The 15116-nt window shown below is 47.8% G+C and carries 12 protein-coding genes and 3 tRNA genes; 6 read left to right on the top strand and 9 right to left on the bottom strand.

Annotated elements, in window-relative coordinates:
- Positions 1 to 18 precede the first annotated feature (18 nt).
- On the top strand, positions 19 to 594 hold the full coding sequence (locus AC3WQT_RS04830; RefSeq protein WP_110254008.1) for an elongation factor P: 576 nt from the start codon (positions 19 to 21) through the stop codon (positions 592 to 594).
- Between the two features lie 330 nt (positions 595 to 924).
- Complete coding sequence (locus tag AC3WQT_RS04825; protein WP_492702692.1) at positions 925 to 3315, top strand: fused MFS/spermidine synthase; 2391 nt, start codon at positions 925 to 927, stop codon at positions 3313 to 3315.
- A 79-nt stretch (positions 3316 to 3394) separates the two neighbouring features.
- Here AC3WQT_RS04825 and AC3WQT_RS04820 read toward each other — a convergent pair whose 3' ends face one another.
- The 3 genes from AC3WQT_RS04820 to AC3WQT_RS04810 all read right to left on the bottom strand — a co-directional run bounded on the left by AC3WQT_RS04820 (position 3395) and on the right by AC3WQT_RS04810 (position 5978).
- Positions 3395 to 4204: a MetQ/NlpA family ABC transporter substrate-binding protein gene (locus tag AC3WQT_RS04820; RefSeq protein WP_492702691.1), complete on the bottom strand. Its 810-nt coding sequence runs from the start codon at positions 4202 to 4204 to the stop codon at positions 3395 to 3397.
- 83 nt (positions 4205 to 4287) lie between these two features.
- Positions 4288 to 4947, bottom strand: a complete 660-nt coding sequence (locus tag AC3WQT_RS04815; protein ID WP_492702690.1) for a methionine ABC transporter permease — start codon at positions 4945 to 4947, stop codon at positions 4288 to 4290.
- Positions 4947 to 5978, bottom strand: a complete 1032-nt coding sequence (locus AC3WQT_RS04810; protein WP_492702689.1) for a methionine ABC transporter ATP-binding protein — start codon at positions 5976 to 5978, stop codon at positions 4947 to 4949. The genes AC3WQT_RS04815 and AC3WQT_RS04810 overlap by 1 nt, the downstream gene beginning before the upstream one ends.
- 285 nt (positions 5979 to 6263) lie before the next feature.
- On the opposite strand from AC3WQT_RS04810, the gene AC3WQT_RS04805 reads away from it, so the two are divergent.
- Positions 6264 to 6557 (top strand): hypothetical protein, encoded by a 294-nt coding sequence (locus AC3WQT_RS04805; protein ID WP_492702688.1) that lies wholly within the window; start codon positions 6264 to 6266, stop codon positions 6555 to 6557.
- A 313-nt stretch (positions 6558 to 6870) separates the two neighbouring features.
- On the top strand, positions 6871 to 8436 hold the full coding sequence (locus AC3WQT_RS04800) for an ABC transporter substrate-binding protein (RefSeq protein ID WP_492702687.1): 1566 nt from the start codon (positions 6871 to 6873) through the stop codon (positions 8434 to 8436).
- A 92-nt stretch (positions 8437 to 8528) separates the two neighbouring features.
- Here AC3WQT_RS04800 and AC3WQT_RS04795 read toward each other — a convergent pair whose 3' ends face one another.
- Complete coding sequence (locus AC3WQT_RS04795) at positions 8529 to 10103, bottom strand: thioredoxin family protein (protein ID WP_492702686.1); 1575 nt, start codon at positions 10101 to 10103, stop codon at positions 8529 to 8531.
- 233 nt (positions 10104 to 10336) lie between these two features.
- Here AC3WQT_RS04795 and AC3WQT_RS04790 point away from each other — a divergent pair, with 233 nt between their 5' ends.
- Complete coding sequence (locus AC3WQT_RS04790; RefSeq protein ID WP_492702685.1) at positions 10337 to 11389, top strand: sulfate ABC transporter substrate-binding protein; 1053 nt, start codon at positions 10337 to 10339, stop codon at positions 11387 to 11389.
- A 55-nt stretch (positions 11390 to 11444) separates the two neighbouring features.
- Here the strand turns inward: AC3WQT_RS04790 and AC3WQT_RS04785 are convergent, their stop codons facing one another.
- From AC3WQT_RS04785 to gltX, 5 genes are all read right to left on the bottom strand, one after another.
- Positions 11445 to 11879: a DUF1801 domain-containing protein gene (locus AC3WQT_RS04785; RefSeq protein ID WP_492702684.1), complete on the bottom strand. Its 435-nt coding sequence runs from the start codon at positions 11877 to 11879 to the stop codon at positions 11445 to 11447.
- A 133-nt stretch (positions 11880 to 12012) separates the two neighbouring features.
- Positions 12013 to 12088 (bottom strand) — tRNA-Glu (locus AC3WQT_RS04780).
- 69 nt (positions 12089 to 12157) lie between these two features.
- Positions 12158 to 12233: transfer RNA gene (locus tag AC3WQT_RS04775), tRNA-Glu, on the bottom strand.
- Between the two features lie 30 nt (positions 12234 to 12263).
- Positions 12264 to 12339: transfer RNA gene (locus tag AC3WQT_RS04770), tRNA-Ala, on the bottom strand.
- Between the two features lie 66 nt (positions 12340 to 12405).
- On the bottom strand, positions 12406 to 13800 hold the full coding sequence (gltX, locus tag AC3WQT_RS04765) for a glutamate--tRNA ligase (RefSeq protein WP_492702683.1): 1395 nt from the start codon (positions 13798 to 13800) through the stop codon (positions 12406 to 12408).
- A gap of 192 nt (positions 13801 to 13992) precedes the next feature.
- Between gltX and AC3WQT_RS04760 the strand changes: the two genes are divergently transcribed.
- Positions 13993 to 14895, top strand: a complete 903-nt coding sequence (locus tag AC3WQT_RS04760) for a pseudouridine synthase (protein WP_492702682.1) — start codon at positions 13993 to 13995, stop codon at positions 14893 to 14895.
- Positions 14896 to 15116 lie beyond the last annotated feature (221 nt).

Genomic DNA, 15116 nt, shown 5'->3' with positions numbered 1-15116 from the left:
TTTTTACGTATACTCGCTATGAAATTTGCAAAAGAAATTCGTGTTGGCAACATCATTATGGTCGACAGCAAACCAATGATCGTATTGCGCTCTGATGTCAACGGCTCCAGCCGTACAGGTTTCACTTACAAGTGGAAAATGAAAAACCTGTTGACTAATAGCCCACAAGAAAACGTCTTCCGTGGCGACGACAAGTTTGACGTAGTTGTATTGGACAAAAAACCAGTTACTTATTCTTACTTCGCTGACCCACTGTTCGTATTCATGGATCAAGAATACAACCAGTATGAAATCGAAGCAGAAAACATGGGCGAATCCATCAACTACCTGAAAGATGGCATGGAATGCGAAGCCGTGTTCTATGACGGTAAAGCTATCTCTGTTGAATTGCCTACAACCATCGTTCGTCAGGTTATTTACTCTGAACCAGCAGTTAAAGGCAACACTTCAGGCAACGTCCTGAAAGAAGCCAAGATCGAAAACGCGATCGAAGAATATTGCCATATCGTTCAAGTTCCACTGTTCGTCAGCCAGGACGACATGATCGAAATCGATACACGCACTAACGAATACAAAAAAGTCGTACGTAACTAAGCAATAAGACGTAAAGACCGTGCAAAAAACGCCGCTGAATATAGCGGCGTTTTTTTTGCCTGCTCCCCTCCTCCCTGGCCTCAATACCTGCACAACCTTAGCCACTCATCAGCACCGCTACAATCCACTCTAAAAGCATCAAGAATCCTACGGTAAGGATATGCAAGCACTGTGCTTACTAATCACTTAATGATCTAAAATTATAAATTTAATATCAAATTATTTTTACTATCATTCATTAAAACCGGTCATTAAGACGATATGATAAGCAAAGAATAGACCGCTTATTAACAAGCGTCCGGGCAACGCTCCTTATAAAAAAATATACCTGTGAAAAAAATCAACACGCTGTTTGGAATTTTCTTTGCCTCTGGTTTTGCTGCACTCGCTTATCAGATTTATTTCGCAAAAAAACTTGCCCTGGTATTTGGCAGCCAGTCCAGCGCTACTTATACCGTCCTGGCGATTTACATGGCAGGAATGGCAATCGGCGCAGCGATAGGTGCAGGTCTGACTAAACGAACACGTTTTCCTGTGCGTATGTATGCCATGGCAGAATTGGCTATCGCTTTATATTGCCTGTGCACGCCCTACATATTTTCTTTCGCACACGATATCTATCTGATGATTGCAATAAGCTACAGGCCTGATTCTGCTGCTCTCGTCATTTATCAGGTTTTACTGGGCGCACTAGTCTTGCTTTTTCCTACCATCCTGATGGGCCTGACCTTTCCCTTGCTAGTGCGTGCCATTGCAGACAGCAAATCCTGTATCGCTTCTATATCCTGGTTTTATTCCGCCAATACTTTTGGTGCAGCGTCTGGTGCCTTATTGTCAGGCTACCTGATCATTCCTGCGCTGGGTATGAATGGAACGCTTTGGCTTTCTTCAGCAATTGATATTCTGGTGGCCTTACTGGCATTCTTGCTGGTTAGTGAGGCAAAAGCTTCAAATGCATTACCAGCAGAAAAACATGGGCAAGCGAATCCACATTTACATGGCTCACACCGCTTTGGTCTGTTTGTCTTGCTTGTCGTAGGTGCACTCACGATGATGATGGAAGTCTCGACCATCCATTTACTCGCCGTTGTCATAGGCAATAGCACATATGCATTTTCCCTTATGCTGACCTGCTTTCTCGCGGGCCTGGCTCTGGGTGGCAGATATGCAGGCAAGGCATCCAGGCGCTCAGCCAATGAACATTTGAACGAAGCCTTGTTCTTGCTGACCTGCACTATCTTGTGCTCTACATTTTTGTGGCACCTTTCTTCTCTGTATTTTTATGGATTGGCACAAATTTCAGTTCCATATTCGTTCTGGCTCCGTGAGTTCTTGCGTGCGGTTCCCGCCATCATTATTGCGCTGCCACCGGCATTCGCGATCGGCGCCCTCTACCCTGTCAGCATGAACATTGCGTCCAGAGGGCGGCATGATGGCATAGGTTTTCCGTCAGCCATTAATACCCTGGGTAACATCGCTGGCGTATTGCTTGCGGGATTTGTACTCTTGCCTGCCATCGGTGGATTTCATACCAGCCTGCTATGCGGCATTGTCGCTTTCGTGTTGCTGCTGATTTCCACATGGAATACACGCGATAAATCTGCCCCGGCATTCCAGCAGTATGGCAGCGCCATTGCCGCCACAGTACTTTTGATTGTCTGTCCCAAACAACTGGACTTGAATGTCATCGCCACTGGCATCAATACTTATTTCAGATCTACTTATTATGCGGGCTGGAAAATGATAGATCATGCAGAAAGTGCCGATGGCGGCCTGACCGCGGTCGTGGCACAAGGCATAGAGGGCAAAGAATTTAAAACCCTTACTACCAATGGTAAATTCCAGGGCAATAATGCCATGGAACGGGGCACTGAAATGGCGCCTCAGATAGGTTACGGACTTATTCCCGTGCTCCACCTGAACAATTATGATAAGGCCCTGGTAATAGGATACGGCACGGGTATTACGGCGATGGCGATACATGAATCCGGTTTCAAATCCATGGAAGTCGTCGACCTGAGCCGCGACTTGGTAAATATTTCCAATCGCCATTTTGCCGACGTTAATCAGCACGTTGCGTCACAAACAGGTGTATCTTTTTTTTACACCGATGGCAGAAATTATTTATCACTGACGCATGACAAGTACGACCTGATTGCCATACAACTCACGTCCATCTGGTTTGCTGGCGCAGCATCACTTTACAATCAGGAATTTTATGCTTTAGCGGCAAAAAAACTCAATGGCGATGGCATATTGAAACAATGGATACAGCTAAAGCACATGTCAAAACGAGATTTAGATGTCATCATCGCCAGTGCATCCAATACATTTCGCTATGTATGGGTATACGCAGTAGGTACGCAAGGTGTCATGATAGGCAGCAATAGTCCAGGTGCATTTCCAAATAGTCAAAAGCAAGAGCGCCTGCTGTCCATGAGCACGAATGCGAAGATGAAAGCATATCTGGATCTGTATCCCAATGGAATACGAAGTATTTCCGAAGCACTGATACTGAACCCAGAGCAAGTCAAGTCCATGATTTCATCCAAGGAATTACTGCTGTCAAATGACAACAATCTCTTACTGGAATACAGTACGCCAAAAGGCAATGCGATGAGAGAGGTTGATTTCAGAGACAATCTTGATTATCTGAAAAGCTTTGCGTCAAAACCATCACTTAAACAGGCAGCGACTGAACCTGCATCGCTCAACAGATAACAGGCGGCAAAAGTTGAGCTTCAAAAAAACACCCCTGCAAAAGAAATTTTGCAGGGATGTTTTTTATATCAACGAACGATTAAAAAGCAGGTACGACCGCTCCCTTGTATTTATCTTCGATGAATTTTTTAACTTCAGGTGAATTCAAAGCGGCAACCAGTTTTTTGAATGCCGGGCTGTTTTTATTGTCTTCACGTGCCACCAGCAAATTTGCATATGGTGAATTTGCATCTTCAATAAACAAAGAATCTTTCACAGGATTGAGTTTTGCTTCTATCGCATAGTTAGTATTGATCAAAGCCAGATCAACCTGATTCAATACACGTGGCAGAGTTGCGGCTTCCAGCTCCTTGAATTTCAATTTCTTCGGATTTTCAATAATATCTTTTTGGGTAGCAGAGATATTTTTGGGGTCCTTCAATTTCAACAAACCCTGTTTGGCCAGCAGCAGCAAGGCGCGGCCTGAATTGGATGGGTCATTTGGAATAGCGACCGTAGCGCCGTCTGGCAAGTCAGCCAGTTTTTTGTACTTGCTTGAGTAGGCAGCAAAGGGCTCTACATGCACCTTGGCGATAGGTACTTCTATATCGTTCTTGTGACTTTTCTTGAATTCATTCAGGTATGGCTGATGCAAAAAGAAATTGCCATCCAGGTGTTTTTCATTGACCTGCACTGCCGGCTGTATATAGTCAGTGAAAACCTTCACTTTCAAATCAACACCCTCTTTGGCGAGTTGCGGTTTGATAAATTCAAGTATCTCTGCATGCGGCACAGGGCTGGCAGCAATGTTCAAGGTTTCCACTGCAAATGCTGCCGGTGAAAATACAGCAGCGGCTATCAGGCCACTTGCAAGAATAAGTGAGAAACGGCGTTTCAAGTTAAAAGACATACAGGCTCCAATTTAAAAAATAAAAACTTACTTAGTTATGTACCTAGTTACTTAGCTACTTATTTCGCTAGTTATTTAGCAATTTACTTACGTGTGAATTTCAACACCAGCTTGTCGCCCACGAACTGCAGCAACTGCACCAGTACAATCAAAATAAATACCGTGACCACCATGACTTCGGTTTGAAAACGTTGGTAACCATAACGCAGCGCCAGGTCACCCAGGCCACCACCACCAATCACTCCCGACATGGCTGCATAAGACACCAGGGCTATCGTCGTTACAGTCGCTGCTGCCAGCAAACCCGGTAAAGCTTCCGGCAACAAGGCATGCCAGATAATTTGCCAGGTCTTGGCACCCATGGCCTGGCAGGCTTCGATAATTCCCTTATCCACTTCACGCAAAACGTTTTCCACCAAGCGTGCAAAAAATGGTGTTGTTCCTATTACCAGCGGCGGTATCGTGCCCGGTACTCCCAGCGATGTTCCCATTAACAGCAATGTGAAAGGAATCAGCACGATGAGCAAAATAATGAAAGGGATGGAACGTAAAATATTCACCACGACAGACAACACCGCGTAGAGCACTCCCTGTTCCAGCAATTGTTTTTTACCCGTCAAAAACAGCAATACACCCAAAGGCAAACCCAGCAGCACCGTGAATAGCAGCGAGGCACCTGTCATGGTTAAAGTATCGAGTGTCGCCAGTGCGATATCACTCCAGTCAATTTGAGAGAAGTCCATCAATGCACTCCTGCCGCTGCGCTGATTCTTGCAACCCTGACACCTGCATTGATGAACAGATTCTCCACAACCTCAGACTGCTCTTCCGTACTATGCAACTCAACCAGCAACTGTCCGTACGGCGTATTCTTGATGCGTCCTATCACCCCTTGCAAGATCGCGATATCAATCCCTGTCTGTGCTGCGATGCGTGTAATGATGGGCTCATTCGTGCTGGCACCAACATAACTCAGGCGCAGCAAATGACGATCCGGGTCCTGATCACTGCGTTCAAGCGCTGACAAATCCAGTGCCTGATTTTCAGCAACCAGGCTTTGCGTCACTGCATGCTGAGGGTGCAGGAATACATCGACAACTTCACCCTGCTCAACAATTTCACCGGCATCAATCACTGCTACCCTGTCGCAGATCGTTCGTATCACCTGCATTTCATGTGTAATCAAAACGACGGTCAGACCCAGCTTTTGATTGATATCCAATAACAGGTGCAAGATGGCCTGCGTGGTCTCAGGGTCAAGTGCAGAAGTCGCTTCATCGCACAACAAGAGATGGGGATAATTTGCCAGCGCGCGGGCAATACCCACCCTCTGTTTTTGCCCACCCGATAACTGCGAAGGATACTTGCCACCCTGGTCTTGCAAACCCACCAGTTCAAGCAGTTCGACAACTCTTGCCTGGATTTCCTGTGCTGTATATTTCCCGCTCAATTTGAGAGGAAAGGCAATATTTTCAGAGACGGTTTTTGCATACAATAAATTGAAATGTTGGAAGACCATGCCTATGCGCTGGCGCAAACTATGCAACTGCGGCCCGTCAAATGCGGTGATGTCTTCGCCTTCTATCCACACCTTGCCCTGGCTGGGGTGCTCCAGCAAATTCAAAGTTCGCAGCAAGGTGCTTTTACCCGCACCTGAGCGGCCTATGATGCCAAAAATTTGTCCTTTATTAATTTCCAGATTGATATTGTTGAGGGCCAGCACTGACTGACCGTTGACCTTGTAATACTTACCTAATTGCTCAATACGTAACACTGATTTCCCAAACAAAATATGTAACCGATGGGGAGCACTGTAACGAAAGGAATCAAGCTTTTCCAATCATATAATCGAATTTGTATATACAAAAAAATGTCTAAAGTAAGAAGAAAATCGGATGAAACTCAGATGAAAAACAAATGATTAACTTGCCTTCCACCAAGTTTATCTAAAGCAAGAAACGTGATTTTGTGTTTAAATCGCTTGTATATTCCAAGCCAGAATACTATGTTGGAATGAGTTTCAATCTTCGCTCCATGTGAGCAAAAAGCGAGTGCAATAATGGTAACTTCAGTCAATTCTTCCAGTTCAGCGCAAACCCAGCAGTTGCTTCAGCAAGCTGCAGAAGCGCGCGCAAAACAAAATAGTGAAACCATAGGCGCTGCACCTGACAGGGATTCCGGCACGGCTGATGCCATTGCAGATGCAAAAAGGGTCACAGATGCGCAAGCTGCACAGCAAGCACAGTTGAGCAAGCAGGCAGCAAAGTCGCCCGAACCGCCGCCAGATCAGCCTAAACCCGTGGTCAATACCAGTGGTCAGATAACAGGAACAAGGATTAATACTACAGCCTGAATTAGTCTTCGCCTCGAAAACCGCCAGCAGAAATGCCTGGCGGTTTTTTATTTCCCAAATCTGTCATAAGCTCATAAGCAAAGATTATTTGCAGCAAAGACAAGTGATCAGCACATAATGCCAGCGAATGCTAAGCTCTAAGAAACTGCTGCAAAACTAAGATGGTCAAGCGCCCCCGGCCAGGCGTCGCCGGCTCAGACAATACTTTAGTACGGCAAGGTGGCGCAACAACGCCAGGTTAATTTTGCAACGGTTTCTCACTCTGTGCGCCATCAGACAGTGCCAGAAGTACATCACGTTAATAATGCAATTTATGAATATAAAAAATCTACTCGCCACTTCCATCGCCGCATTGTTTATGACAACGGCCAGCTTCAGTTTTGCTGCCAATTTAAAAATTGGCCTGGCGGCGGATGTGAACTCTCTGGACCCGCATTATTTCAATAGCGGCCCGAATAACGCCATGGCTTCGCATTTGTTCGAGGCACTGGTCAGTGTTGACTCTGACGGGCGGGTTGCACCTGGTCTGGCACTCTCATGGAAGGCGATCAATCCCACTACCTGGGAATTCAAGTTGCGCCATGGTGTGAAGTTTCATGATGGCAGCGAAATGACGGCAGAAGATATCGTGTTTTCCCTAGACCGCCCAGCGCAGATAAAGAACAGCCCAGGTCCTTACACCAGCTTTACCAAGCAAATCGTCGGCAAACAAATTGTTGACCCGTACACGCTACGTTTGAAGACTGCAACTGCGTATGGCCCACTGCCACTGGACATGAGTTCTGTCTTCATCATCTCAAAAAAAGCTGCATTGCAGGCCAGCACGGATGATTTCAACAGCGGCAAGGCAGCAATAGGCACAGGTCCTTATAAATTTGCCAGCTTCAAACGCGGCGATGCCGTTGAACTGACAAAAAATGATGCTTACTGGGGCGAGAAATCGGCCTGGGATAAAGTCACCTTCCGCATCATCACTGCAGGTGCACCACGCATGGCCGCCCTGTTGTCTGGTGATGTTGATGCCATAGAAAGCATACCGCCAGCAGATTTGAGCAAGCTCAAAAACAATGCCAAATTCAAGCTGGAACAAAAAATTTCCTGGCGCACCCTGTTCTGGCAACTTGATCATCAGGCCAGGGTCTCACCTTTTATCACCGACAAAGCTGGCAAACCCCTTGCTGCCAATCCGCTCAAGGATATACGTGTACGCAAGGCCATTGCCAAGGCCATCAACCGCACGGCATTGACAGAACGGATACTGGAAGGCCTGGCAGTGCCCGCATCCAATCTCGTCGCCCCTGGCGTGTTTGGCTACAACGATAGTTTAAAGGTGGAAGCTTACGATCCCGAAGGTGCAAAAAAATTGCTGGCTGAAGCTGGTTACCCAAATGGCTTTACCATCACCTTGCACGGGCCGAATAACCGCTATATCAATGATGAACAAATTGTGCAGACAGTGGCGCAATTTCTCAGCAAGGTGGGCATACAGGCCAAGGTAGAGACACAACCGCTGGCGGTGTACTTCCCCAAGGCAGCAAAAGGCGATTACAGCATGGCTTTGCTGGGCTGGGGTTCACTTGCCGGTGATTTTGCTCTGCGCACAACTTTAGGTACCGTCAACGCCGAGAATGGCTGGGGTAGCTGGAACTGGGGTAAATACAGCAATCGTGCGGTGGATGAGGCGATAGAATCTTCCCTGGCTTCTGTCGAAGCCGACAAACGAGAAGGCTTTGCCAGGAAAGCAATGGCCACAGCCATGCAAGATTACGCCGTTATACCTTTGCACCATCAATATGCCAGTTGGGCATTGCGCAAAGGTTTGAATTACAAAGCAAGAACGGATGAATTTACTTTTGCGCATCAATTCAAGCCAGACTAAATGAAGCAAAATTAATTAAGCAAATTAATGAAGCAAAGAAAAATCCCGCGACTTTGCAATCGCGGGATTTTTATTTACCTTAATTTAGCTGATCAGGATTTATTCAGCACACCCTGGCAAACTGCTTTTTGCGGATCACTCGCAGGTAACTTGCCGCAAATGCCATCAAGTTGCGTACGGGCTTTTTGGTAAGCAACTTGGTGCTTGCCTTCCTTATTCCAGTCTGTGAGTTTTTTACCCATTTTTTCCAGATAAGCGCGGTTACGCTCATAGAAGGCATTATCGACTTTTGCTGCTTCACCAAAGACGTTCTGTACTGCTTTTTCTATGCGTGCATCATCATTCGGTGCCAGATCAACCAGATTGCTGACATAGTTGGAACCCCATTGCAAACGTGTGGCCGGGCCTTTGGCGGCGTTATAAGCCTGCTCATACCAGTTTGCTGCGCCCACCTTGTCGCCACGTTTCTTGGCATTTGAACCCAGGGTAGACATGAAATAGTAAGGTGAATGTGAACGCTTGAGTTCAGCCTTGAGCAAGCTGTCAGAATCATCAAGCAAACCAGCATCACCCAGCGCATGCGCAGCAGCATTGACGACAGACTGGCGCTCATAAGCATCGGTAGTTGCCTGCTCTATCAAGCCTACGCGTTTTTGCACATCCTTTTGCAATGCTGCTTCTGGCTTGGCATTGTCAAGACTAGCCAAGGCTACCTGGGCACCAACTGCGCCCAGCCTGTCGGTCTTGGAGATCGTGGCATCATCAGCTAGCTTGACCAGGGCAATGTTCCAGGCACGTACCAGCTTGTTGCGCGATTCTGATTTGGCCGTGGTCAGAAACTCTGTGATTTCGCCAGCTGCGTTGCTCAATAGATCCATATTGTCACGCGCTGTTTTTGCGTCAGCGATGGCTTTCAAGACTTTCTCTGTTGCCTGTGCCTTGTCTATGGTTGGCAAGGTTTGACCAGGCTTTGCCGTGGCTGCTGCATAAATACCGCGCAGGTACAAACGTGTCGCATGCAAGCCAGCAGGACTCAGTTCAGATAATTTCAACAAGGTAGCAACCAGCTCTTTAGCGGGTACCAGTTTTTGTTCAGGATCATCCCATGAATAGTCAGCCAGTAAACTCCAGTCTTCTTCCTTGAGGTTTTTGTTGCCCGCCAGCGCCAGCTTCATCGTTTCCTGCACCGACAGTGAAGTATTCAGGGCCTGGGTCAGGACTTGCAGATAGCGTTCAGAATCAACTTCCCCAGGCAGGCGGGTAATCTCGGTGCCGTCAGGCTTGAACAAGATCATGGTCGGATAGCCGCGCACCTTGAATTGCGAAGCAAATTTTTGCGCACCTGGCGTGTCGCCGTCCAGATATACGGGAATGAAGTGGCGTGATTTATCGATGAATTCCTGACGATTGAAGATCGTTGCCTTCACCTGATTACAAGGCGGACACCAGATTGCCCCCCAATACAGGAACAAGGGCTTGTTGCTGGCTTTCGCCTGGGCAAAAGCCGCATCCACATTATTGTCTTTGCGCCAGTCTATACCGGCTTGTGCAGCGTGAGCAGAGGCACTGGCCGCTTTGTTGTCAGCAGCATAAGCTGGAAACGATGCAATATTTGTAGCCGCACTCGTAGCCAATAAGGCCAGCATCAGGGAGGAAGTCATCTTCATGGATTTGGACCCGGATAAATATATCAGGCACTCAGTGTAACAAAATTAATGTACTTGTTGTGCGGCGAACATGGTCCGATATCAGACTAATTTTGAGCATGCATATTTGTTTTTCTCCAGCAAAGAAAGCACAGCCCGCTTATGCCATTTCTATCTAAGTAAGTAAAAATATCATCGTTCACAAGCCAGGCATTATTACGCATGATGGCTGATCTGAAACTGGAAAGTAAAAAATGAGCAAAATCGCCCATGTAAAACAATTAATCAAAACACGCCAACGCCAGCGCCGCACCACTTTTACTGCAACCTTGTTGATCGCAGGCATCAGCCTGTTCGCCTTCTACAGTACGGCACAGGCTGCTACTGGCATCCTGAATGCGTCCTATGATGTGACGCGGGAATTGTTCAAGGATATCAATCCAGCCTTTGTCGCTGACTGGAAAAGGAAAACCGGCGAAAGCATCAGCGTCAACCAGTCTCATGGTGGCTCAAGCAAACAGGCCCGCTCCGTCATTGATGGACTGGAAGCATCGGTAGTGACCATGAACCAGGCCAATGATATCGACATCCTGGCGGACAAAGGTTTATTGCCACAAGACTGGGCCAAGCAATTCCCGAATAATGCTGCACCGTTTTATTCGACCATGGTGTTCCTGACGCGCAAGGGCAATCCCAAACATATCGCCAGTTGGGACGACCTTGGCAAACCCGGCTTGAAAGTCATCATTCCCAATCCAAAAACGTCTGGCAATGGTCGCTATAGCTACCTGGCCGCCTGGGGCTCAGTCATCAAGAACGGTGGCACGGAAGCGCAAGCCAGGCAACTCGTGGAAAACCTGTTCAAGAATGTACCGGTGCTTGACGGCGGTGGACGTGGTGCGACCACCACTTTCACACAACGTGAAATTGGTGATGTACTGGTGACATTTGAAAATGAAGTACAACTGGTGCGCCAGGAATTTGGTGACAACTTTGAAGTTGTCTATCCAAAAATCTCCATCCTGGCAGAATCCCCGGTCGCAGTAGTCGATAAAGTCGCAGACAAACTGGGCACCCGCAAAGTCGCGACTGCTTATCTGCAATTCCTATACACCGAAGCTGGCCAGGACCTGATTGCCAAACACTACCTGCGCCCACGCTCAGAAATCGCGGCAAAAAAATATGCCGCTTCTTTCAAGACTGTGAATTTGTTTACTGTCGATGATGTATTCGGTGGATGGAAGCAGGCACAGAAAAAACACTTTGATGATGGTGGTGAGTTTGACCGTATCTATGTAAAAAAATAGGTTTGTATTAATCTCAAGATAGACGGCACGACAGAAATCAATTCAAGTAAAACATTTATTTGGTTTTTCCTAATACACCGAGCATGGGAAGATGTTTTCTGTCGTGATAAGTCAGTGACAAAAGAATACAGTGCTTCACTTCATCAACCGGGATTTCATCGTCCAGATGAAAAATAATTGCTCTGTTACCTTCGAACTTTAGCTTATCGCTATAAAGCTCTTTGAATGTATCAAGCAGCCGCGTCTGACAATGAAAATACATGGCGTATTGCTCTGGTGCTGAACTCTTCCAATCCATTCTGACGGTGCTGCCAGTCTTCGCGAGATAGCTTGGCTCACCCCATTTCAGGGTTTCTTCCAGCGTGTCGGCAAACTTACATTCTGATGCGGTATCCAAAACCAATTGACGCAGGTACATCAGCTTGTACCGTATATGCGTTGGGTAGTTGCTGAATACTTTGGCGACCTGTGGATTTTTAATTTTATCCATTTCTCCCCTCCTCCTCGCTGACACATCGTGCTGAATGCTTATGTCGAAATAAACTGAAGAGAAAAGCATACCGCAAAAACAAAAAAAGCCCTGATTTCTCAAGGCTTTTTTCTCTCTCTTAACGAGAACTTACTGGCGTCCCCAAGGGGATTCGAACCCCTGTACTCACCGTGAAAGGGTGATGTCCTAGGCCTCTAGACGATGGGGACAGATTCTGTCCGTGTTACTGACCTAAATCGCTAACAACTTGTTGTCCACAATAACTTGATGAAGTTGATTGGCGTCCCCAAGGGGATTCGAACCCCTGTACTCACCGTGAAAGGGTGATGTCCTAGGCCTCTAGACGATGGGGACAACAAGTATGTTCTGCTCTGCCACATTTTTTGGTGGAGGTAAGCGGGATCGAACCGCTGACCTCTTGCATGCCATGCAAGCGCTCTCCCAGCTGAGCTATACCCCCGACGCTGCAGAACAGAAACGAGATTATAGGGGAAGCTTACCCGGATGTAAAGCCCCCTACCGCTTTCTAAGCAGCAATAACGCTCAAACGCTGCAAAACCACTTCACGGCCAAACAACTCTATCACTGCATCGATGGATGGTGTTTGCAATTGGCCTGTGAGCAGCAGGCGCAAAGGCATGGCCAGTTGCGGCATCTTCAACGAGAAGTCAGCCAGAGTTTGTTTCATGGCAGCAGACAGGGCTGCCTTATTCCATTCCACGGTTTTGCACAGCTCGGCGTATTGGCGCAAGGCCGGCAATACGGCTTCAGTCACATGCTGAGTCATCAATGCCGGATCTGCGGCTGGCTGGCGGTAAAACAGCATGGCCGCCTGTCCCAGTTCCACTGTGGTATTGGCGCGTTCTTTCAACAGCGCGATCACAGCTGTTAATGGCGGGGCATTGTCGAACTGCGCGCCTTCGCTCAACATTTGCGGTGCGATCAAATCAGCCAGGCGCTGATTGTCGGCTGCCTTGATGTAGTGATTATTGATCCATGCCAGTTTTTCAGGATTGAACTGGGCAGCAGAACCAGACAAATGGCTTAAATCAAACCAACTGCACATTTGCTCCATGGAGAATATCTCGTCATCACCATGGCTCCAGCCCAGGCGTGCCAGGTAGTTGAGCATGGCTTCAGGCAGGTAGCCTTGCAGTGGGTAATCCATGACGCTAACAGCACCATGACGTTTGGACAGCTTTTGCCCATCCGCACCCAGGATCATAGGCAAATGGCCATAATGCGGCAGGGTCGCGCCCAGTGCATTCAAGATATTGATCTGGCGTGGCGTGTTATTAACATGATCATCACCACGGATAACGTGGGTAATTTGCATGTCCCAGTCATCGACCGCGACGCAGAAGTTATAAGTGGGCGTGCCATCAGGGCGGGCTATGACCAGATCATCCAGTTCACGGTTACCTATGGTGATTTGTCCCTTGACGACATCCAGCCAGCTGACTTCACCGTCCAGGGGATTTTTGAAACGTATAACCGGTTTGCGGTCAGCCGGAATAGCTGGCAAAGTCTTGTCAGCTTCAGGACGCCAGGTACCGTCATAACGCGGTTTTTCACCTGCTGCACGCTGCCGCTCACGCATGGCCTCAACTTCATCCGGTGAGGAATAGCAGTGATAGGCCGTACCTTTTACCAGCATGTCAGCCAGCACTTCGCTATAACGCTCCATGCGCTTCATCTGATAAAACGGACCTTCATCATGCTGCAAGCCCAGCCAGTTCATACCTTCCAATATCGCTTGCACGGCTTCAGGCGTAGAGCGTTCAAGATCGGTATCTTCGATGCGCAGCACGAAAGTGCCACCAAAATGACGGGCAAATGCCCAACTGAACAAGGCAGTGCGGGCACCGCCAACATGGAGATAGCCGGTAGGGCTGGGAGCGAAACGGGTACGTACAGTCATGAGATCACAAGCCTGCGCCCTGCTGCCAATGAAGCTGACATGCAAAAGCGCGATAATGGTTAAAACCAGCATTTTACCGTTTTAACATCCGGGACGGATACTTTCATGATATCGGCTAACCTACTGAACTCCGGGTCAATGCCTGCATGATAATATGGCGACGCCAATAGTCCACCCGATAAACGATCAGACATGCAAGCCCAGTCAGCCCCACCTCTGCCACTACCTGTACGCGATGGCATCGCCCCCAGTTACATATGGATACCAGAAGGTCATTGGGACAATGTCTTCCGTTTTTTGCAAGATCATTTCCCTGATGTGAGTGCCAGCACCTGGCAAGCACGGCTGGACAAACAAGAGGTGGTTGATCAGCATGGCAAAGTCTTGTTTGCCGATAGCATGGTCAAACGCGGCATGTGTATTTACTATTATCGCGAAATAGAAAATGAAACACCCATCCCGTTTCATGAAGAAGTCCTGTTCCAGGATGAGCACTTGCTGGTAGTAGATAAACCGCATTTCCTGCCTGTCATTCCTTCAGGACGATTTTTGCAGGAAACCCTGCTGGTCAGGCTGAAGAAAAATACAGGCTTGATGGATCTGACCCCCATACACAGGCTGGACAGGGAAACGGCAGGCGTCATGCTGTTTTCGCACAATCCAGCCACCCGTGGGCAGTATCAATCCCTATTCCAGCGTAAAAGCATGGCAAAGACGTATCACGCAGTAGCGAAGCATCTGCCAGCACTGTCTTTCCCGCTACGTCATTACAGCCACATGGAAGAAGCAGAAAAGTTCTTTGTCATGCGCGAAGTGGCAGGCATGCCTAATTCAGAAACCCTGGTCGATATCAAGGAAAGACGTGGCGAAAATAGCCTGTACCAATTGCAGCCAGTGACCGGTAGAAAACACCAATTGCGCCTGCACATGAGCAGCCTTGGCGCGCCTATCTTGAATGATGCATTTTATCCCTTCGCCCTCCCCTGCAAGGCGGATGACTTTTCTGCGCCTTTGCAGTTACTGGCAAAATCCATCTGCTTTGATGATCCGATTACTGGTCAGCAACGCTATTTTGAAAGCAGAAAGTCGCTGTGATTACCTTCCTCAGAACCTTTTACGATCTGTAGCGAGCGTCAGCGGGGTTGGGGTAACAAAAACGCAGCGCAAAAAGCGGAATGTACTCTGGTACATGAGCATTTTGAGCAGCACATGGCCCCCGATCACGCTCGCGCAGTAAGATCGCAAACAGGTTCTTAGAGGGCTACACAGGCAAACGGGTTGACAGCAAGTCCCTAAAGCAGTAATATTGCGGTCTT

Source organism: Undibacterium sp. FW305-107, from assembly GCF_058788535.1.
Note: the sequence above shows the minus strand (reverse complement) of the source record. Positions and strands in the feature narration are given on the sequence as shown.